The sequence below is a fragment of the Altererythrobacter sp. Root672 genome (assembly GCF_001427865.1).
Taxonomy (GTDB): Bacteria; Pseudomonadota; Alphaproteobacteria; order Sphingomonadales; family Sphingomonadaceae; genus Croceibacterium_A.
On record NZ_LMHH01000001.1, the window covers coordinates 512060 to 530930 of the forward strand.

The 18871-nt window shown below is 64.5% G+C and carries 18 protein-coding genes; 8 read left to right on the forward strand and 10 right to left on the reverse strand.

What is annotated here, in order from left to right; genetic code table 11:
* Positions 1–29 precede the first annotated feature (29 nt).
* From ASD76_RS02565 to ASD76_RS02600, 8 genes are all read left to right on the forward strand, one after another.
* On the forward strand, positions 30–680 hold the full coding sequence (locus ASD76_RS02565) for an adenylate kinase (protein WP_055918064.1): 651 nt from the start codon (positions 30–32) through the stop codon (positions 678–680).
* 43 nt (positions 681–723) lie between these two features.
* Complete coding sequence (locus ASD76_RS02570) at positions 724–1266, forward strand: SRPBCC domain-containing protein (RefSeq protein WP_055918067.1); 543 nt, start codon at positions 724–726, stop codon at positions 1264–1266.
* A gap of 311 nt (positions 1267–1577) precedes the next feature.
* Complete coding sequence (rpsM, locus tag ASD76_RS02575) at positions 1578–1946, forward strand: 30S ribosomal protein S13 (RefSeq protein ID WP_055918070.1); 369 nt, start codon at positions 1578–1580, stop codon at positions 1944–1946.
* A gap of 55 nt (positions 1947–2001) precedes the next feature.
* Complete coding sequence (gene rpsK / locus ASD76_RS02580; RefSeq protein ID WP_055918073.1) at positions 2002–2391, forward strand: 30S ribosomal protein S11; 390 nt, start codon at positions 2002–2004, stop codon at positions 2389–2391.
* Between the two features lie 104 nt (positions 2392–2495).
* The gene (locus ASD76_RS02585) at positions 2496–3551 is read left to right on the forward strand and encodes a DNA-directed RNA polymerase subunit alpha (RefSeq protein WP_055918075.1); all 1056 of its coding nucleotides are present in this window, start codon (positions 2496–2498) and stop codon (positions 3549–3551) included.
* 115 nt (positions 3552–3666) lie between these two features.
* Entirely contained in the window at positions 3667–4083 is a 417-nt protein-coding gene (rplQ, locus tag ASD76_RS02590; protein WP_055918078.1) for a 50S ribosomal protein L17, read from the forward strand.
* 81 nt (positions 4084–4164) lie between these two features.
* Entirely contained in the window at positions 4165–6294 is a 2130-nt protein-coding gene (locus ASD76_RS02595; protein ID WP_055918080.1) for a prolyl oligopeptidase family serine peptidase, read from the forward strand.
* 130 nt (positions 6295–6424) lie between these two features.
* On the forward strand, positions 6425–7018 hold the full coding sequence (locus ASD76_RS02600) for a hypothetical protein (RefSeq protein ID WP_055918081.1): 594 nt from the start codon (positions 6425–6427) through the stop codon (positions 7016–7018).
* 58 nt (positions 7019–7076) lie between these two features.
* On the opposite strand, the gene ASD76_RS02605 is transcribed toward ASD76_RS02600, so the two are convergent.
* The 10 genes from ASD76_RS02605 to mdh all read right to left on the reverse strand — a co-directional run bounded on the left by ASD76_RS02605 (position 7077) and on the right by mdh (position 18659).
* A complete protein-coding gene (locus ASD76_RS02605) occupies positions 7077–7694 on the reverse strand; it encodes a trimeric intracellular cation channel family protein (RefSeq protein ID WP_055918083.1) in 618 nt (205 codons plus the stop codon).
* Positions 7691–8377, reverse strand: coding sequence for a PepSY domain-containing protein (locus ASD76_RS02610; RefSeq protein WP_082553566.1), 687 nt, complete (start codon positions 8375–8377; stop codon positions 7691–7693). Before ASD76_RS02610 ends, ASD76_RS02605 begins: the two co-directional genes overlap by 4 nt.
* A gap of 9 nt (positions 8378–8386) precedes the next feature.
* Positions 8387–8866 carry a hypothetical protein gene (locus tag ASD76_RS02615; protein ID WP_200943030.1) on the reverse strand — a complete coding sequence of 160 codons (480 nt, stop codon included), beginning with the start codon at positions 8864–8866 and terminating at the stop codon, positions 8387–8389.
* Positions 8867–9066: 200 nt separating this feature from the next.
* Positions 9067–9486: a VOC family protein gene (locus ASD76_RS02620; RefSeq protein WP_055918088.1), complete on the reverse strand. Its 420-nt coding sequence runs from the start codon at positions 9484–9486 to the stop codon at positions 9067–9069.
* Positions 9483–10838 (reverse strand): amidohydrolase, encoded by a 1356-nt coding sequence (locus ASD76_RS02625; RefSeq protein ID WP_055918091.1) that lies wholly within the window; start codon positions 10836–10838, stop codon positions 9483–9485. Before ASD76_RS02625 ends, ASD76_RS02620 begins: the two co-directional genes overlap by 4 nt.
* Before the next feature lie 14 nt (positions 10839–10852).
* Positions 10853–12253 (reverse strand): dihydrolipoyl dehydrogenase, encoded by a 1401-nt coding sequence (gene lpdA / locus ASD76_RS02630; RefSeq protein ID WP_055918096.1) that lies wholly within the window; start codon positions 12251–12253, stop codon positions 10853–10855.
* A gap of 114 nt (positions 12254–12367) precedes the next feature.
* Positions 12368–13609 (reverse strand): 2-oxoglutarate dehydrogenase complex dihydrolipoyllysine-residue succinyltransferase, encoded by a 1242-nt coding sequence (odhB, locus tag ASD76_RS02635; RefSeq protein ID WP_055918101.1) that lies wholly within the window; start codon positions 13607–13609, stop codon positions 12368–12370.
* Positions 13610–13669: 60 nt separating this feature from the next.
* Positions 13670–16459, reverse strand: coding sequence for a 2-oxoglutarate dehydrogenase E1 component (locus ASD76_RS02640; RefSeq protein ID WP_055918104.1), 2790 nt, complete (start codon positions 16457–16459; stop codon positions 13670–13672).
* Positions 16460–16491: 32 nt separating this feature from the next.
* Positions 16492–17382: a succinate--CoA ligase subunit alpha gene (sucD, locus tag ASD76_RS02645; RefSeq protein WP_055918107.1), complete on the reverse strand. Its 891-nt coding sequence runs from the start codon at positions 17380–17382 to the stop codon at positions 16492–16494.
* Between the two features lie 314 nt (positions 17383–17696).
* Positions 17697–18659 carry a malate dehydrogenase gene (mdh, locus tag ASD76_RS02655; RefSeq protein ID WP_055918113.1) on the reverse strand — a complete coding sequence of 321 codons (963 nt, stop codon included), beginning with the start codon at positions 18657–18659 and terminating at the stop codon, positions 17697–17699.
* Positions 18660–18871: the final 212 nt, after the last annotated feature.

Here is an 18871-nt window from a genome sequence, read left to right on the forward strand (position 1 = left end):
GGCCAGGGCGAGGCAAACGGGGGAGCGTAGTGAACATCATTCTTCTTGGCCCACCGGGGGCGGGTAAGGGCACACAGGCTCAGCGCCTGGTCGAGGGCCGCGGCATGGTCCAGCTTTCGACCGGCGACATGCTGCGCGAGACGCGCAAGGCCGACACGCCGCTGGGCCGCCAGGTAGCCGACGTCATGGATTCGGGTGCGCTGGTCTCTGACGAGATCGTCACCGCGATGATCGACGAGAAGCTCGCTAGCCTCGATCCGGCGACCGGAGTGATCTTCGACGGCTATCCGCGCACCTCGGCCCAGGCCGAAACGCTCGACAAGATCCTTGCCGGCCGCGGCCGCAAGCTCGACCGGGTGATTGAGCTCGGCGTGGACGAGGATGCCTTGGTCGAACGCATCGTTGGCCGCTACACCTGCGCCACTTGCGGCAAGGGCTATCACGACAAGTTCGAGCGGCCCAAGGTAGAGGGCACGTGCGACAAGTGCGGCGGCCACGAGTTCAAGCGCCGGGCTGACGACAACGAAGAGACCGTCCGCACCCGCATGGGCGAGTACCGCGCCAAGACCGCGCCGATCCTGCCGTATTACGAAGCGCAGGGCCTGGTGAGCCGGGTCAATGGCATGGCGCCGATCGACGAGGTGACGAGCGCGATCGAGGAAATCCTCGACGCCGATTGATCGTCGAGCCGGTCTGGGTCACACTTCCGCACGGAGGTGGTCCATGCGTGGTTCCCTTTACTGCTTCGTCGCCGCACTGACCCTGGTCGGCTCAGCACCTGCAATCGCTGAAGTTAAGTCTGCGAGCGAGGCGGGCTTTGTCTCGCACAACGAGGCGCTGGTTCGAGCATCGCCCGAACAGGCTTGGGCCGCGCTGATCGCCCCATCACAGTGGTGGAACAGCGGGCACACCTATTCCGGTGACGCGGCGAACCTGTCGCTCAAGGCCGCCGCCGGCGGCTGCTTCTGCGAGCGCGTCCCAGCGAAGTCCGGGCCCGACGGCGAAGTCGAGCACATGCGGGTGATCTACATGACGCCCTATTCCGCCCTGCGCCTGCGCGGCGGGTTGGGGCCGTTGCAGTCCGAGCCGGTGAATGGCGTCTTGACGGTAACCCTGAAGCCCGAGGGGGAGGGGACGAGGATTGCCTTCGACTATGCCGTCGGCGGCTACATGCGGATGTCGATGACAGAGATGGCACCGCTGGTGGATGGCGTGATCGGCGAGCAGGTGCAGCGGCTCGCGGAACGCCTCGGAAAAGTGAACTGACGCGAACGGCTAATTTTTGACGACACCCCTGATTTGTTGTACGCGGGTGAAATCGAGCTGGCGGCCTGCATCAGTGCGGTCGATCCAGTTCTGCGCGCGTTTCGCTGTTGACGGCGACGGCGATTCGTCTTAAGCGCGCCCCTCATTCGACACTTGCAGGTCAGTTCGGCAGGCGGGCCAGGTGCTTGTCCAACCGGACTTATTGCCATTGGTGCAATGCCCTGCTGGGGTCGATGAGCAAAAGCGATGAGATAGGGGGCTCTTTTCCGCCCGCCGGAACAGCCGGTCCCCTGTGGAGCATGGAGAATTAAGTGGCTCGTATTGCCGGGGTAAACCTCCCCACCAACAAGCGCGTGATCGTCGCGCTGACCTATATCCATGGTATTGGCCCGACCACGGCGAAGAAAATCGCCGACAAGCTGGGCATCGATCATAGCCGCCGCGTTCAGGATCTCTCGGACGCCGAAGTCCTTCAGATTCGCGAAACCATCGACGCCGACCACACGGTCGAGGGTGACCTTCGTCGCGACACCGCGATGAACATCAAGCGTCTGATGGACCTGGCCTGCTATCGCGGCCTGCGTCACCGCAAGGGTCTGCCCGTTCGCGGTCAGCGCACGCATACCAACGCCCGTACCCGCAAGGGCAAGGCCAAGCCGATCGCCGGCAAGAAGAAGTAAGCGCGCCCTTACAGGCAGCAGCTTGCTCTTTCAGGATTAGGACAGGACACGAACAATGGCACGCGAACCCCAGCGCATCAAAAGGCGGGAGCGCAAGAACATCTCGAGCGGCGTCGCGCACGTGAACGCTAGCTTCAACAACACCATGATCACCATCACCGACGCGCAGGGCAATGCGATCAGCTGGTCCAGCGCCGGCATGATGGGCTTCAAGGGCAGCCGCAAGTCGACTCCCTATGCCGCCCAGGTTGCTGCGGACGATGCCGGCAAGAAGGCCGCCGAACACGGCGTCCGTACGCTGGAAGTGGAGATCAAGGGTCCGGGTTCGGGCCGCGAAAGCGCGCTCCGGGCCTTGCAGGCCGTCGGCTTCACCATCACATCCATCCGCGATGTGACCCCGATCCCGCACAACGGGGTCCGGCCGTCGAAGCGCCGCCGCGTCTGATCGAACCTGCTGGCGGCCTTAGGGCTGTCATTTGAATTCGGATCGGCCGCGGGGCTCCCAGCGCTCCAAGGCCGTTCCACCCGAAACACCTTTAGGGGAAGTCCATGTCCGTCAACACCAAGAACTGGCAGGAACTCAAGAAACCCAACAGCCTCGACATCAAGAGCGGCGGCGACGCGAAGCGCAAGGCGACTTTCGTGGCCGAACCGCTCGAGCGCGGTTTTGGCCTGACGCTCGGTAACGCACTCCGTCGCGTGCTCCTGTCGAGCCTGCAGGGCGCAGCAATCACCTCGATCCGTATCGAGAACGTGCTGCACGAGTTCTCGTCGCTCGCCGGCGTGCGCGAGGACGTGACCGACATCGTCCTCAACGTGAAGCAGATCGCCCTCAAGATGGAAGGCGAAGGCCCCAAGCGGCTGCAGCTTTCGGTCACCGGCCCCGCCGACGTGACTGCCGGTGACATCGCCGTTTCGGGTGACATCGAAGTCCTCAACAAGGACCTCGTGATCTGTCACCTCGACGAAGGCGCGACGCTCAACATGGAGCTGACTGCCGACACCGGTAAGGGCTACGTCCCGGCCGTTTCGAACCGTCCGGTCGACGCGCCGATCGGCCTGATCCCGATTGACTCTCTCTACTCGCCGATCCGTCAGGTCAGCTACAAGGTCGACAACGCCCGCGTCGGGCAGGAACTTGACTACGACAAGCTGTCGATCACGGTCGAAACTGATGGCACCGTCACCCCGGAAGACGCCGTGGCTTATGCCGCGCGCATCCTCCAGGACCAGCTGACGCTGTTCGTGCACTTCGAAGAAGGCATTCCGCAGCCGTCCAGCCCGATGATCGGTGTGGCCGCGCAGCCGGAAGAGAGCGACGCCAACCAGCTCAACCGTTACCTTCTCAAGAAGGTCGACGAGCTCGAGCTGTCGGTCCGTTCGGCCAACTGCCTCAAGAACGACAACATCATCTACATCGGCGATCTGGTCCAGAAGACCGAAGCCGAGATGCTGCGCACGCCGAACTTCGGCCGCAAGTCGCTCAACGAGATCAAGGAAGTGCTGTCCAGCATGGGTCTGCGCCTCGGCATGGACATCCCGGGCTGGCCGCCTGAGAACATCGAAGAAATGGCCAAGAAGCTCGAACAAGAGCTGCTCGGCTAAGAATAGACCTCCCCGGGTTCGCTCGGGGAGGGACAACGGGTGATTGGGCGGCGACCCGAACTGCCGCCTGGATCGGGGTACCTGACACGGCCCCCCTACAAACGGAGTACATGAAATGCGTCACGGTCACGGCGGCCGCAAGCTGCAGCGCAAGTCCGGCCATCGCGCCGCCCTTCTGCGTAACATGGCAGCGGCTCTCATCAAGCACGAGCAGATCCAGACCACCACGCCGAAGGCGAAGGAACTGCGTCCCTACGTCGAAAAGCTGATCACGCTGGCCAAGCATGGCGGCCTTTCGAACCGTCGTCTCGCGCACAGCCGCATCCTCGACGAAACGCAGGAAAAGAAGCTGTTTGACGTACTCGCGGCTCGCTACGCCGGCCGTGAAGGCGGCTACACCCGCATCATCAAGGCCGGCATCCGCGCCAGCGACGCTGCCCCGATCGCGATCATCGAGCTCGTCGACCGCGACGTCGACGCCAAGGGCCAGGACAGCGGTCCGGTGCTGAACGAGGAACTGGAAGAAGCGTAAGGCTCCGGTTCATCTAGAAATTTGCAAAGGCGGTTGCGATTGTTACGATCGCAGCCGCCTTTTGCTTTTCCGGAGCCCTTGATGCGTTTTCCCGTTCTCGCCACGGCACTGTCTGCCTTGGTTCTTTCCGTTCCCTTGCAGGCCCAGGACATGACCGCTCCGAAATACCCTGAAACCCGCCGTGACGATGTGGTCGAGACGCTGTTCGGCGAGAAGATCGCCGATCCCTATCGCTGGCTCGAAAACGACGTCCGCAACGACGCCGAAGTCGCCGCCTGGGTCGAAAAGCAGAACGCGCTTACCGATACCTACCTCGCCAAGTTGCCGATGCGTGATTGGTTTAAGCAGCGGATCGGGCAGCTTTACGACTACGAACGCTTCTCGACCCCGGTGAAGCGCGGCGACCGCTATTTTTACACCCGCAATTCCGGCCTTCAGAACCAATCGCCGCTCTACGTCCGCGATGGATTGGGTGGCGCACCGCGACTGCTGATCGACCCGAACACCTGGGCCAACGACGGCGCGACCGCGCTCGACGCCTGGCGTGCCTCGCCCGATGGCTCGAAGGTGCTCTACAGCGTGCAGGACGGTGGCAGCGACTGGCGTATCATTCGCGTGCTCGATGCCGCCACTGGCAAGCAGCTGAGCGAAGAGATCCGCTGGGCCAAGTTCACCGACCTGGCCTGGGTCGGCGAAGAGGGCTTCCTCTACTCTCGCTTCCCGGAGCCCGAGCAGGGTCAGGACTTCCAGGCTCTAAACTACGACCAGGCTGTCTATTTTCACCGCCTCGGCACGCCGCAGAGCGAGGACCAGTTGGTCTATTCGACGCCGGCGAACCGCGATTACAACCATAGCGCCAGCGTCACGAGTGACGGGCGCTGGGCCGTCATTACGACTTCGATCGGCACCGATGCCCGCTACGAGATTCGCGCAATCGACCTCGCGGCGCGCGGCACGAGCGGTTGGGCCACTCGTACGCTGGTTACAGGGTTCGATAACGCCTGGAGCCTGATCGATGGGGTGGGCGGAAAGCTGTGGTTCTCCACCAACAAGGGCTCGCCCCGTTATCGGGTCGTTTCGATCGACCTCGATAATCCCGCCGGCGACTGGGCCGAGATCGTGCCTGAGAAGGAACAGCCGATCGATGGCGCGTCGATCGTGGGTGATCGACTGGTCCTGTCCTATCTCAAGGACGCCACCGCACTGGCGCGTACCTTCGACTTGGCGGGCAAGGAGTTGGCGCCGGTTGAGCTGACCGGGCTCGGCTCGGTTTCGGGTTTCACCGGCAAGCCGGGCGATCCTGAGACCTTCTACAGCTTTGCCAGCTTCAACCGCCCCGCCACGATCTACCGCCTCAACGTCGCGACCGGCGAAAGTTCGGTTTTTGCGCAACCGGAGCTCAAGTTCGATCCCGAGACGATCGCGGTCGAGCAGCGGTTCTACACCTCCAAGGACGGCACCCGCGTGCCGGTGTTCATCGTGCGCCGCAAGGATGTGACCGGCCCGGCGCCGACGCTGCTCTATGGCTACGGCGGGTTCGACATCTCGCTGACGCCGACATTCTCGCCCTCGCGCCTGGCGTGGATCGAGGCTGGCGGCGTGTTTGCGCTCGCCAACATTCGCGGCGGCGGGGAATACGGGAAGGCCTGGCATGACGGCGGCCGACTGAACAACAAGCAGAACGTGTTCGACGACTTCATCGGCGCTGCCGAGTTCCTCAAGGCGGAGAACGTGGCCAGCCAGGTCGCGGTGCAGGGCGGTTCCAATGGCGGCCTGCTCGTGGGTGCCGTGGTCAATCAGCGACCCGACTTGTTTGCTGCCGGCAACGCCCAGGTTGGCGTGATGGACATGCTGCGCTTCGACCGCTGGACTGCGGGCCGCTACTGGGTCGACGACTACGGCTACCCGGATCGGGAAGCGGACTTCAAGGTGCTGCGTAAGTACTCACCGTACCACAACATTCATTCGGGCACCGAGTACCCGGCGGTGATCGTCACGACCGCCGATACCGACGACCGCGTGGTTCCTGGGCACAGTTTCAAGTACACCGCCGCGCTCCAGGCTGCCGAAGTCGGCGACAAACCACACCTGATCCGGATCGAGACCCGCGCGGGCCACGGTTCGGGCAAGCCGACCGACAAGGCGATCGAGGAAGCATCCGACATCATGGCCTTCCTGGGCAAGTGGGCCGGGCTTGCTGTTCGGCAGTGATGTTCAGAAAACAAAGTTGAAACCTGAACGGAATCTGTCAGCGGCATTCAGGCATCGCATATCGCGCCAGTGATAGCTCCTGACTCGGCAAGGGACATCGAGTCCCTTCGAGAGTTGAGAGGAGCAGACCATGACGTCTTTTTCCAAAGCCCTGATCGGGACCGTCGCGGCTGGCGCGATGGCGGTGACCGCGACTGTTCCTGCACAAGCACAGTCGCGCAACAACCGCGATAACGATGGCATCGATGCCGGTGACATCATTGCCGGTGCGCTGATCATCGGCGGCATTGCCGCGGTGGCGACGGCGGTCGGCCGCGACAACGGTCGCTACGATGGTAGAGACTATCGGGGTGATTATGGCCGGAATGATCGTGGCTATGACAATGGCTATGCCCGCGCCGGTAACCCGCGCCAGGCCGTTGAGCAGTGCGTCAACGCGGCCGAGCGCGGTGCGAACCGCTCCTATCGCGGCAACTCGCAAGTGACCGATATCCGCAATATCGATCGCAGGCGGGACGGCTACACGGTCAAGGGCCGCATCGCGGTCAACACCGCTGGTCGTGAGTGGCGCCGGGGTGATGCAAACTATGGTCGTGGCTGGAACGGCGACTACCGCGGGTGGAACAACAACTACCGTGGTTATGACGCTGGCAGCTTCACCTGCAAGGTGCGCTACGGCCAGGTTGTCGACCTCGACTACAACGGAATCCGCGGCCTCGGGTAACCCCCTTCCCCCGAGGGCTGCGTCAGGCGGCCCGGGCTCATCGCCCGGGCCGTTTGCGTTATGGATCCCGCGAATAAGCGGGCAGCTCGATATTCCAGATCAGCGCCGCGCCACGCAGGCAGAACCCGGCGGCGGCGGCAGCAGCCCAGACCGGAAACAGCGGCAATCCCGCCAGCGTCCCTAGCGCGCACAGTGAGGCGGAGAGCGCCGCCGCTGTGACGTAGAGCTCCGGCCGCATGAGGATCGAGGGCCTCCCCGCCAGGACATCGCGAATGATGCCGCCGACGCACCCGGTGATCACGCCCATCAGGATAGCCGGTACCGGCGCCACGCCATAAGCGAGCGCCTTGGCCGTCCCCAGCACCGAATAGACCGCTAGGCCGACGGCATCGGCCCAATCGAGCATCTTGCCGTCCCACCAGCGGCTCGGCGTGAACCAGGTGATGAAGGCGATCATCAGGATCACCGGCGCGACCCACGGATCGCGCACCCAGAACACCGGCGCGTCGATCAGCAGGTCGCGCACCGAGCCACCGCCTACGCCGGTCACGAGGGCGAAGAATATCACCGAGACAATCGTCTGCCGCATCTTCGCGGCCAGCAGCGCGCCGCTGAGCGCGAAGACCGCGATACCGGCGAGGTCGAGCAGCGGGGGCAGGGCTGGCGGTGGCGTCATGCCTTCACACGCGCCTTGCGCCGGCGGAACAGCAGAGTGCAGCCGAGCATCGCTCCGAACACGGAGAGAGCGGCGAATATGATCAGAATCGGGTGATGCGCATTCTCCCGGGTCTGCAAGTCCATGATGTGCAGTCCCCACATCACGTCGTAGAGCCGCCATTGCGGCGTGCGCAGCGCTAGAACCTCGCCAGTCGCGTCGTCGATATAGACGTGCGTACCGTCGGCGTAGGTGGCCTGCCAGACCGCCGCCTTGGAGCGGGCATCGTTCGGAGCCTCGCCCGGCGGGAAATAGGTGACGGCTTCACGAGCCGCTTTCCCGGCATAGGCCGTGTCGGCGATCCTGCCGGCCTCGTCCTTCACGACAGGAGGCAGGGCTGCGCTTCCGTCTGCGGAATACCGCCAGACGCTTCCCTGGGCCGAGGTGATGACCCAGACCGGCCCGCTCGGCAGCGAGACCAAGCGTGCTTCGCGGATCGGTTCGCCCAGGGTCGAGGGAAAGCTGACGGCCGCCGGGTCGATCACGGATCGTTCGGCGCGCAGCTGATCCCCGCGCACTTCCTCGATTGGCCGTGCCGCCATGTAGAGCCCGGTCACCGTCCACATCAGGATCGGAAAGCCTACCAGCCAGCCGAGCCAGATGTGCCAGCGTGCGAACTGCTGCATGATGCGAAGTCGTGCCATGGCGAGGAGTTACTCCGGGATGGTGCGATCCGCCAGCAGCTCAGGAGCGAGCGGTGGATAGGGCAGGGGCAGCCGGTCGGGCTCGACCCACTCGCGCCGGGCGACGCGGCTCATCAACCGGGCCTCGGTCCAGTAGGGCAGTAGCCAGCGAGACTGGCCCAGCGGACTGGCGAGCAACTGCTCGAGGATCGGCGCCAGTTCGGCATCGGGCCCCGCTTCGGCCAGGAAGCTCGCCGTCGCGCGCAGCGAGGCGATGGTGATCGTGGCGTGATAGCCGCGGGTCTGGGTGTTGGGCACGCCGACTGCATCGTTATAGCCGCGGATGATTGGCCCCATGCCTCCGTGCTGCAACAGCACGTCCGGATGGCGCAGCAACCACAGCGCCGTGGCGAAATGCGCGGCGTGGGTCCACTCGGCATAAGGATGCGTCCGGTCGAGCACGCCTGCGGCGATGCGCTCGATATCAGACTCGGAATATGGGGAAATCATTGGGGTCGTTCCTGTTCGGGAAGGTCCGACCGGTTTGCTGTCCGGCCAGGTGGGGCCGGGTGAGGCTGGGAGGAGGCGGGCTGGTTACCCGCGGACCGTCCGCACGCACACCCGCGATACCGCCTGTTGGCGGCCCGCGGCTTGGGTGCAGAAGATGAGCTTGCTCACGCTGTGGGGCTTAGGAACCCCACGACCGCGGGTCAATCCTTGGCGAAAAGCTGTCCCAGGTCGGGGAAGGCCTTCATCTCGATCGCATTGCCGCTGGGATCGCGGAAAAACATCGTCGCCTGTTCGCCTGGCTGGCCCTTGAAGCGGATGTGCGGTTCGATGACGAATGCGGTGCCGGCGGCGGTGAGGCGGTCGGCCAGGGCCTGCCAATCTTCCAGGGTGAGGACGATGCCGAAGTGCGGCACCGGGACGTCGTGGCCATCGACTGGGTTAGAGGCGGTGTCACCCGCAGCTTCGGCCAGGTGCGCGACGATCTGGTGGCCGTAGAAGTCGAAGTCGATCCACTCGTTGCTGCTGCGCCCTTCCGGGCAACCGATAGTCCCGCCCCAGAAGGCGCGGGCGGCTTCGAGGTCGTGGACCGGGAAGGCGAGGTGGAACGGGCGCAGGGTCATTGGGCGTTTCCAGGTGCAGCGGTCTCGGGTCGCACGCCACCGACGATTGCCATCACGATAGCGCTGACGCCTGCGCGAATAGTGGGATCGGGCCGCGGCGCAAAGTAGGGCGAGTGGTTGACGGGAAGGGGCGTGCCGCTGGCGCGGGCCTGAGCGATCGGCTCCGGATCGTAGCCGCCTATGCCGAAGAACAACGACGGGACGCCTGCTGACACGAACTCCGAAAAGTCCTCGCTGGCGGCAACCGGCGGGGCAGTCGGAGGCACGAGTTGCACTTGCTCGCCGTAGAGCGGCTTCAGTACCGTTGCTGCCTGCTGCACCATGCTGGCATCGTTGATCAGCGCTGCCGTGCCGCCGAGGTAGCTGATGGTCGGCTCTTCAGCCCGCGCCATTGACGCGACGGCCTTGGCGGTGCGCGTCATTCCATCGGTCAGCAAGGAACGCACTTCGGGCGAATGCGAGCGCATGTTGACCTTCACCACCGCGTCGTCCGGGATGATGTTGGCGACGGTACCCGCCTGGAACGCGCCGATAGTCAGCACGCCAAAGGCGGCGGCATCCTTTTCGCGGCTGATGACGGTCTGCACGTCGCTGACGAAGTGCGCGCCCATGGCGATCGGATCGATGGTCGCGCTCGGCATCGAGCCGTGGCCACCGCGGCCGTGGAAGGTGATTTCGTAACTGTCGGAAGCCGCTCCCGCCGCGCCAGAGCGTAAGTAGATCGTGCCGGCGGGCTCGCTGCTGACATGCGCGGCGAAGCCGAAGTCCGGCTTGGGAAACCGTTCGAACAATCCGTCGGCGAGCATGGCACGGGCGCCGCCCAGATTCTCCTCGGCGGGTTGGCCAATGAACAGCAAGGTGCCGTGCCACTTGTCCTTCATCGCCACCAGCGCTCTCGCCGCGCCGACCCACCACGCCATGTGAATGTCGTGCCCGCAGCTATGGGCGGTGAAGGTCTCGGCCCCTTCGAAGCTCTGCTTGGTGCGGCTGGCGTAGGGGAGGCCGGACTTTTCCTCCATCGGCAGGCCATCAAGTTCGGTGCGGACCAGAATGGTCGGACCGTCACCGTTGCGGAACACGCCGACGATGCCGGTATCACCGACCCCTTCGGTCACTTCGAAGCCCGCCGACCTCAACTGGCCGGCGAGCAGCGCGGCGGTGCGTGTCTCGTGCATTGCCAGTTCGGGGTGGGCGTGGATATCGCGGTAAAGCGCTTCGAGCTCAGGATAAGTCCTGTCGAGAAGAGCATCGAGCTGGGCCCGCGCGGCGGCGAGGTCGGCCGGCTGCGCTTGCGCGGAACTCGTGCCGGCAAGCGCCAGGCCAAGGGCGATCCAGAGGCCGACCTTTTTCATTACGCGCCGGTCCCTCAGATATGGATCGGCTTGCCCTGAACCGCCATTGCCGCTTCCTTCAAAGCCTCCGAGTGCGTCGGGTGGGCGTGACAGGTGTAAGCGATGTCCTCGCTGGTGGCGCCGAATTCCATCGCTTGCGCAGCCTGGGCGATCATCGTGCCGGCGACCGAGGCGATGATCCACACCCCGAGCACTCGGTCGGTCTTCGCATCGGCGACGACTTTCACGAAGCCATCGGGCTCGTGGTTGGTCTTGGCGCGGCTGTTGGCGAGCATCGGGAACTTGCCGACCTTGACCTCGTGCCCGGCCTCCTTGGCCTGCTCTTCGGTGAGGCCCACGCCCGCGATCTCGGGCATGGTGTAGACTACGCTCGGGATCACGGCGTGGTTCACGATGCCGGTCTGTCCGGCAATGTTCTCGGCGACGGCAATGCCCTCGTCCTCGGCCTTGTGGGCGAGCATTGGGCCGGGGATCACGTCACCGATGGCCCAGACTCCATCCACCTTGGTAAGGAAGTCGTGGTCGGTTTCGATCTGGCCGCGCTTGTTGAGTTCGAGGCCGATAGCTTCGAGACCGAGGCCCTCAGTGTTGGGCCGCCGACCGATCGAGACCAGCACGCAATCGGCTTCTAGCGTCTCGCTGGTGCCGCCCGCGGAGGGCTCTAGCGTGATAGTGGCCTTCTTGCCCTTGACCGTGACGCCGGTGACCTTGGTCGAAAGGCGCAGCTCCATGCCCTGCTTCTTGAACAGCTTGGCCGCTTCCTTGCGGACCTCGCCGTCCATACCCGGGAGAAGCTGGTCCAAAAACTCTACAACGGTAACTTCTGAGCCAAGCCGGCGCCACACGCTGCCGAGCTCCAGCCCGATGACGCCGCCACCGATCACGACCATCTTCTTCGGTACCGAAGCGAGCTCGAGCGCGCCGGTGGAATCGACCACGATGCCCTTCAAGTTGTCGACTTCGACGCCTGGGAGCGGGGTGACCGAGGAGCCGGTGGCGATGACAATGTTCTTGGCGGTGACCTTCTGTCCGCCCACGTCCACGGTGTGCGTGTCCTGGAACTTCGCCAGGCCCTTCACCCAAGTGACCTTGTTCTTCTTGAACAGGTATTCGATCCCGCCGGTCAACTGTTTGACCGCATCGAGCCGCTGGCCGTGCATGGTCGCCAGGTTGAGCTTGGGCGTGACCTCTACCCCTAGCTTGGCCATCGCGCCGCTAGCCGCGGCTTCGAAGTATTCGGAGGCATGCAGCATGGCCTTTGACGGAATGCACCCGACGTTGAGGCAAGTGCCACCGAGCGTCTCACGGCTATCGGCGCAGGCGGTCTTGAGCCCAAGCTGTGCCGCGCGAATGGCCGCGACGTAACCGCCGGGACCGGCACCGATGACAAGAACGTCGTAATCGTATTCAGCCATGAGGCCTCCGTGGCGCGGGTTCGCCCTTCGACAGGCTCAGGACGAACGGCAATTGCCTTGCCGTGACGTCTGCCGTTCGTGGTGAGCCTGCCGAACCACGAACGGCGCACGACCTTAAAGGTCGATCAGCAAGCGCATCGGATCCTCGATGGCTTCCTTGATGATCTTGAGCGCGGTCACGGCCTCGCGACCGTCGATGATGCGGTGGTCGTAGCTCAGCGCGAGATACATCATCGGGCGGATGACGACCTGGCCATTGCGGGCGACCGGGCGATCCTCGATCCGGTGCAGACCGAGCACGGCGCTCTGCGGCGGGTTGATGATCGGGGTCGACATCAGGCTGCCGAACACGCCGCCGTTGGAAATGGTGAAGGTGCCACCCGACATGTCCGGCATGGTCAACGAGCCGTCCTTGGCCTTCTGGCCGTAGTTGGCGATCGCCTGCTCCACTTCGGCGAAGCTCATGGCATCGACGTTGCGCACTACCGGCACGACCAGGCCGTTCGGGGCGCTGACCGCGACCGAAATGTCGACGTAATCGTGGTAGACGATCTCGTCGCCTTCGATCTTGGCGTTGACCGCGGGCACGTCCTTCAGCGCCAGGCACGAGGCCTTGGCGAAGAAACTCATGAAGCCGAGCTTGATGCCGTGCTTCTTGGCGAAGAGGTCTTTGTAGGCCTCGCGCGCCTCGATCACCGCGGTCATGTCCACGTCGTTGAAGGTGGTCAGCAGCGCCGCTTCTTCCTGCGCGCCCTTGAGGCGGCGGGCGATGGTCTGGCGCAGGCGGGTCATTTTGACCCGCTCTTCGCGACGCTCGCCGGTGGCGGCTGGAGCAGGGGCGGCCTGGGAGACGGACGGCGCGGGCTCGTCCTTCTTGGCCTTGGCGGCGGAGAGCACGTCTTCCTTGGTCAGGCGGCCGTCCTTGCCGGTGCCCTTGATCGAGCTCGGGTCAACACCGTGTTCAAGGACCGCGCGACGCACGGCAGGCGAGAGCGTGGTGCCGCTGTCGCCATGATCGTCGGACGCGGGCGTCGGGGCCACGGCCGGGGCGGGCGGCACCTGGTCTGCGGGCTGCTGCTGCTCGCGCTCGGCGACCTGGACGGTCTCACCGGCGGACTGCGCGTCCTCGATCGTGGCGATCACCGCGCCGACTTCGACGGTCTCACCCACCTGAACCTTGTACGCGCCCATCACGCCAGCGACTGGCGCTGGCACTTCGACCGCGACCTTGTCGGTTTCGAGGCTCGCGATCGGCTCGTCCAGCTTCACCGGGTCGCCAGGCTTCTTCAGCCACTCCCCGATCGTCGCTTCGGTCACCGATTCCCCGAGAGTGGGGACCTTCACTTCAACGGCCATCGTGCACCATCCCAAAGTCCGAACATCCGTTCGACACGAACGGACGAGAATTGATCCCAATCACAACCCGAGCGCCTCGGCGACGAGCGCCTCTTGCTGTTCCTTGTGCCGGCTGGCCAGGCCCGTAGCGGGCGAGGCCGAGGCGTCGCGGCCGGCGTAGCTCGGGCGCATGCCCTTGTGTCCGGCCTCGGTCAGCGCGTCTTCAATCTGGCCGTCGACAAAGAACCAGGCACCGTTGTTCTTCGGCTCTTCCTGGCACCACACGACTTCCTTGAGGTTGGTCATGCGCGCTAGGCGGGCCGCGAGCGGTTCGCCCGGGAACGGATAGAGCTGCTCGAGGCGGACGATCGTGACGTCCTGGAGCTGCTCCTTCTCGCGCGTTTCCATCAGGTCGTAGGCGACCTTGCCGCTGCACAGCACCACGCGCCGCACCTTGTCGTCGGCGATCTCCACGCGGTCCGAAAGGATGCGCTTGAAGTGGCTGGTGGCGACGAACTCGTCCGCGCTGCTCTTGGCCATCGGGTGGCGGAGCAGCGACTTGGGCGTCATGATGACCAGCGGCTTGCGGAACGAGCGCAGCATCTGCCGGCGCAGCACGTGGAAGTAGTTCGCCGGGCTGGTGATGTTGCACACCTGGATGTTGTCGTCGGCGCAGAGCTGCAGGAAGCGTTCGAGACGGGCGGAGGAGTGCTCCGGCCCCTGGCCTTCGAAGCCATGCGGCAGCAACAGCACCAGGCCGTTGGCGCGCAGCCACTTGGCCTCGCCCGCGGCGATGTACTGGTCGATGATGATCTGCGCGCCGTTGGCGAAATCGCCGAACTGCGCTTCCCACAGCACCAGCGTCTTGGGATCCGCCGAAGCGAAGCCGTACTCGAAGCCGAGCACGCCGTATTCGCTGAGCGGGCTGTCGTAGACTTCGAACTTCCCGTGCGGCAGCTGGCAGAGCGGGATGAACTTGCGCTCGGTCTGCTGGTCGACCCAGATCGCGTGCCGCTGGCTGAAAGTACCGCGGCCGGAATCCTGGCCGGACAGGCGGACACCGAACCCTTCGGTCACCAGGCTGCCGAAGGCGAGCGCCTCGGCCGTCGACCAGTCGAAGCCTTCGCCAGTCTCGAACATCTGCCGCTTGGCATCGATCACTCGGGCCAGCGTCTTGTGGATCTGCAGGTCGTCCGGAACGGTGGTCAGCGTGCGGCCGAGGCTGTCGAACAGCTTGCGGTCGACTGCGGTCTCGATGTTCCGGCGCGCGGTTTCAGGATCGGCTGGCTTGTGCAGCCCGCTCCAGCGGCCACCGAACCAGTCGGCTTCGTTCGGCTTGTAGCTCTTGCCCGCGTCGAACTCGCCGTTGAGCAGGCCTTCGAACTCATAGCGCATGTGCGGCGCGGTCTGGCCGTCGATCACGCCTTCGGCAATCAGGCGGTCGGCGTATACCTCGCTCACGCGCTGGTGCTTGCGGATGCGGTCGTACATCAGCGGCTGGGTGAAGCTCGGCTCGTCGCCCTCGTTGTGGCCGAAGCGCCGGTAGCACCACATGTCGATCACGATGTCGCGGCGGAACTTCTGGCGGTATTCGATCGCCAGCTTGCAGGCGAAAGTCACCGCTTCGGGATCGTCGCCGTTGACGTGCAGGATCGGCGCCTGGATGCCCTTGGCCACGTCCGAGGGGTAGGGCGAAGAGCGCGCGAACTGCGGGCTGGTGGTGAAGCCGATCTGGTTGTTGATGATGAAGTGCAGGCAGCCGCCGGTGTTGTAGCCGCGCACGCCGGAAAAGCCGAAGCACTCCCATACAATGCCCTGGCCGGCGAAAGCCGCGTCACCGTGGATCAGCACCGGCAGGACCTGCTCGTGCTGCGTCAGGTCGTCGCGGATCGCCTGCTGCGCGCGGGTCTTGCCGAGCACGATGGGGTCAACCGTTTCGAGGTGGCTCGGGTTCGGTACCAGGCTCATGTGCACCTTGGTCCCGTCGAACTCGCGGTCGGTGCTGGTGCCGAGGTGGTACTTCACGTCGCCCGATCCGCCGACATCCTCGGGGTTGGCGGTGCCGCCCGAGAACTCGTGGAAGATCACGCGATAGGGCTTGGCCATCACGTTCGCGAGGACGTTCAAGCGGCCCCGATGGGCCATGCCGTAGATGATCTCGCGCACGCCGAGCTGGCCGCCGTACTTGATCACGGCTTCGAGCGCCGGGATCATGGACTCGCCGCCGTCGAGGCCGAAGCGCTTGGTGCCGACGTACTTCTTGCCGAGGAACTTCTCGTATTCCTCGCCCCGGATCACCGCGCCCAGGATCGCCTTCTTGCCCTCGGGCGTGAAGGTGATGACCTTGTCCTTGCCCTCGATGCGGTCCTGCAGGAAGCGGCGCTCGTCGACGTCGGCGATGTGCATGTATTCGAGGCCGACGTGGCCGCAGTAGTTCTTGCGCAGGGTCTCGACCAGCTGGCGCACCGTGCCCCACTGGAAACCGAGTGTACCGCCGAGATAGACCGGACGGTCGAGCGCTTCGCCGCTGAAGCCGTGGTATTCGGGCGTCAGATCCTCGGGCAGTTCGTGCTTGGTCAGGCCGAGCGGATCAAGCTCCGCCGCCAGGTGACCACGCACACGATAAGTGCGTACGAGCATCATCGCCCGGATGGAATCGTCCGCCGCGCGTTCGATCGCGCCTTCGTCCACCGGCTTGCCCGCCTTGGCTGTGGCTTCCTTGACCGCCAGCCGCATCGCGGTCGGGTCCATGGCCTGGGTCAGGTCGCCGCCATCGTCGAGCGGCCAGCGGCTGTTGGCCCAGCTCGGCCCGGGTTGCGGGCCGTCCTGAGCGGCTAGCTCGGGGAGGAAATTCTGCGCTTCGTTACCCATGGGGGCGTTCCTTGAGACCTAATCCGAGAGGGTCAGGCGAGTTCCTTCAACAGCGCGTCGAGAGTGGTGCCGAGTTCGCTGGGCGAAGCGGCGACACGCACGCCGGCCTCTTCCATCGCCGCGATCTTGTCATCGGCGCCGCCCTGGCCGCCCGAAACGATCGCACCGGCATGGCCCATGCGGCGGCCCGGAGGGGCGGTGCGGCCGGCGATGAAGCCAACCATCGGCTTGCGGCGTCCGCGCTTGGCTTCGTCCTTGAGGAACTGCGCCGCTTCTTCCTCGGCGCTGCCGCCGATCTCGCCGATCATGATGATCGACTTGGTGTCGTCGTCAGCCAGGAACAGCTCGAGCACGTCGATGAAGTTGGTGCCGTTGACCGGGTCGCCGCCGATGCCGACGGCGGTCGTCTGGCCAAGGCCGATCTGCGTGGTCTGGAACACCGCTTCGTAAGTGAGGGTGCCCGAGCGGGAAACAACCCCGACCGAACCCTTCTTGAAGATCGAGCCCGGCATGATGCCAATCTTGCACTCTTCCGGCGTCAGCACGCCCGGGCAGTTCGGGCCGATCAGGCGCGACTTGGAGCCCGACAGCGCGCGCTTGACCCGCACCATGTCGAGCACCGGGATACCCTCGGTGATGGCGACGATCAGCTCGATCTCGGCGTCGATCGCCTCGAGGATCGAGTCCGCCGCGAACGGCGGCGGCACGTAGATCACGCTGGCGGTGGCGCCGGTGGCGTGCTTGGCCTCGGCCACGGAGTTGAACACCGGCAGGCCGATATGCGTCTGCCCGCCTTTTCCCGGCGTGACGCCGGCGACCATCTGGGTCCCGTAGTCGAGCGCCTGCTGAGTGTGGAAAGTGCCGGTGTCACCGGTCATCCCTTGGGTGATGACCTTGGTGCTTTTGTTGACCAGGATGCTCATGTGACTTCCTTCGAATTCGTCAATGATTCACGCCGCCTAGAGCGCACGTGTTGTTCCATGTTTCCAAAAGGAGAAGGCTCCCACTGCTGCCGGAACCAGCAGAATGGCCACTCCCAAAAAGAGTCCAAGAGCGACTGCGGCTCCGCTTGACGGTTGGCCAGTTTGTCCCTGAAGCCAAACCATAAATGCGGCAAACACGAGGATGTCCAACGCCAACAGACAGGCAAGCGTCCGCAGCAAGCGCTTCTTGCCGAGCGACGCATGCAGCCCGGCCCAGCTCGCCCAAAAAACGAGAAGGAGAGTAGCTTGCCACGTCACGCCAACGAGCTGTCGATACCCTTACACGCCACAAGCAGTTCCTTGACCGCATCGACCGAGGTCTGAAGGTTCGCCTTCGCTTCGTCGTTGAGCGCGATCTCGACCACTTCCTCAACGCCGTTCGCACCGATCACAGCGGGGACGCCGACATAAAGCCCGTCGAGCCCGTACTTGCCGTCAACGTAGACTGCACAGGGGAGGATCCGCTTCTGGTCGCCGAGGTAGGCTTCGGCCATCGCGATCGCGCTGGTGGCGGGAGCGTAATAAGCGCTGCCGGTCTTGAGCAGGCCGACGATCTCGCCGCCGCCGCTGCGGGTGCGCTGGACGATGGCGTCGATGTTGGCCTTGCTCGACTTGCCCATCTTCACGAGGTCGTCGACCGGGATGCCCGAAACGGTGGTGTAGCTGGTGACCGGCACCATGGTGTCGCCGTGGCCGCCGAGCACGAAGGCGTTCACGTCCTTGACCGAAACGCCGAACTCCCAGGCGAGGAAGGTGGCGAAGCGCGCGCTGTCGAGCACGCCGGCCATGCCGACGACCTTGTTGTGCGGCAGCCCGGAAAACTCGCGCAGCGCCCAGACCATTGCGTCGAGCGGGTTGGTGATGCAGATCACGAACGCGTCGGGTGCGTGGGTCTTGATGCCTTCGCCGACGGCTTTCATCACGCCGAGGTTGATGCCGAGCAGGTCGTCACGGCTCATGCCCGGCTTGCGCGGAATGCCGGCGGTGACGATCACCACGTCGGCGCCGGCGATGTCGGCGTAGTCGTTGGTGCCGGTGATCTTGGCGTCAAAGCCTTCGACGGGGCCGCACTGGCTGAGGTCGAGCGCCTTGCCCTGGGGAATACCCTCGGCAATGTCGAACAGGACGATGTCGCCCAGTTCCTTCTTCGCTGCGAGGTGAGCAAGGGTTCCGCCGATCATGCCGGCGCCGACGAGCGCAATCTTCTTACGAGCCATAGGTCCTGGTCGTGTCCTTCAAGCTGCGCGGGCGCTTCAGGCTTTCGGGTCCGGCGCCAGCCCGCGTCCGCAGGGGGAGGGCGCCCGATATTCGGCGCTCGACCTAGGCCTGCTCGGCGGGGTTTGCAACTGCGAAAAACCCTGATTCATCAGGTTTTTATGATATCAGTTCGCAATAGCATTAAAGAGAGCGAAGCGCTATTCTTTGGTAG

Bases quoted from the DNA above. Each gene is read 5' to 3' on its own strand.
- ASD76_RS02570 (WP_055918067.1), top strand. From the start codon at position 724: ATGCGTGGTTCCCTTTACTGCTTCGTCGCCGCACTGACCCTGGTCGGC.
- rpsK (WP_055918073.1), top strand. From the start codon at position 2,002: ATGGCACGCGAACCCCAGCGCATCAAAAGGCGGGAGCGCAAGAACATC.
- ASD76_RS02585 (WP_055918075.1), top strand. From the start codon at position 2,496: ATGTCCGTCAACACCAAGAACTGGCAGGAACTCAAGAAACCCAACAGC.
- rplQ (WP_055918078.1), top strand. From the start codon at position 3,667: ATGCGTCACGGTCACGGCGGCCGCAAGCTGCAGCGCAAGTCCGGCCAT.
- ASD76_RS02595 (WP_055918080.1), top strand. From the start codon at position 4,165: ATGCGTTTTCCCGTTCTCGCCACGGCACTGTCTGCCTTGGTTCTTTCC.
- ASD76_RS02600 (WP_055918081.1), top strand. From the start codon at position 6,425: ATGACGTCTTTTTCCAAAGCCCTGATCGGGACCGTCGCGGCTGGCGCG.
- ASD76_RS02605 (WP_055918083.1), bottom strand. From the start codon at position 7,694: ATGACGCCACCGCCAGCCCTGCCCCCGCTGCTCGACCTCGCCGGTATC.
- ASD76_RS02610 (WP_082553566.1), bottom strand. From the start codon at position 8,377: ATGGCACGACTTCGCATCATGCAGCAGTTCGCACGCTGGCACATCTGG.
- ASD76_RS02615 (WP_200943030.1), bottom strand. From the start codon at position 8,866: ATGATTTCCCCATATTCCGAGTCTGATATCGAGCGCATCGCCGCAGGC.
- ASD76_RS02620 (WP_055918088.1), bottom strand. From the start codon at position 9,486: ATGACCCTGCGCCCGTTCCACCTCGCCTTCCCGGTCCACGACCTCGAA.
- ASD76_RS02625 (WP_055918091.1), bottom strand. From the start codon at position 10,838: ATGAAAAAGGTCGGCCTCTGGATCGCCCTTGGCCTGGCGCTTGCCGGC.
- lpdA (WP_055918096.1), bottom strand. From the start codon at position 12,253: ATGGCTGAATACGATTACGACGTTCTTGTCATCGGTGCCGGTCCCGGC.
- odhB (WP_055918101.1), bottom strand. From the start codon at position 13,609: ATGGCCGTTGAAGTGAAGGTCCCCACTCTCGGGGAATCGGTGACCGAA.
- ASD76_RS02640 (WP_055918104.1), bottom strand. From the start codon at position 16,459: ATGGGTAACGAAGCGCAGAATTTCCTCCCCGAGCTAGCCGCTCAGGAC.
- sucD (WP_055918107.1), bottom strand. From the start codon at position 17,382: ATGAGCATCCTGGTCAACAAAAGCACCAAGGTCATCACCCAAGGGATG.
- mdh (WP_055918113.1), bottom strand. From the start codon at position 18,659: ATGGCTCGTAAGAAGATTGCGCTCGTCGGCGCCGGCATGATCGGCGGA.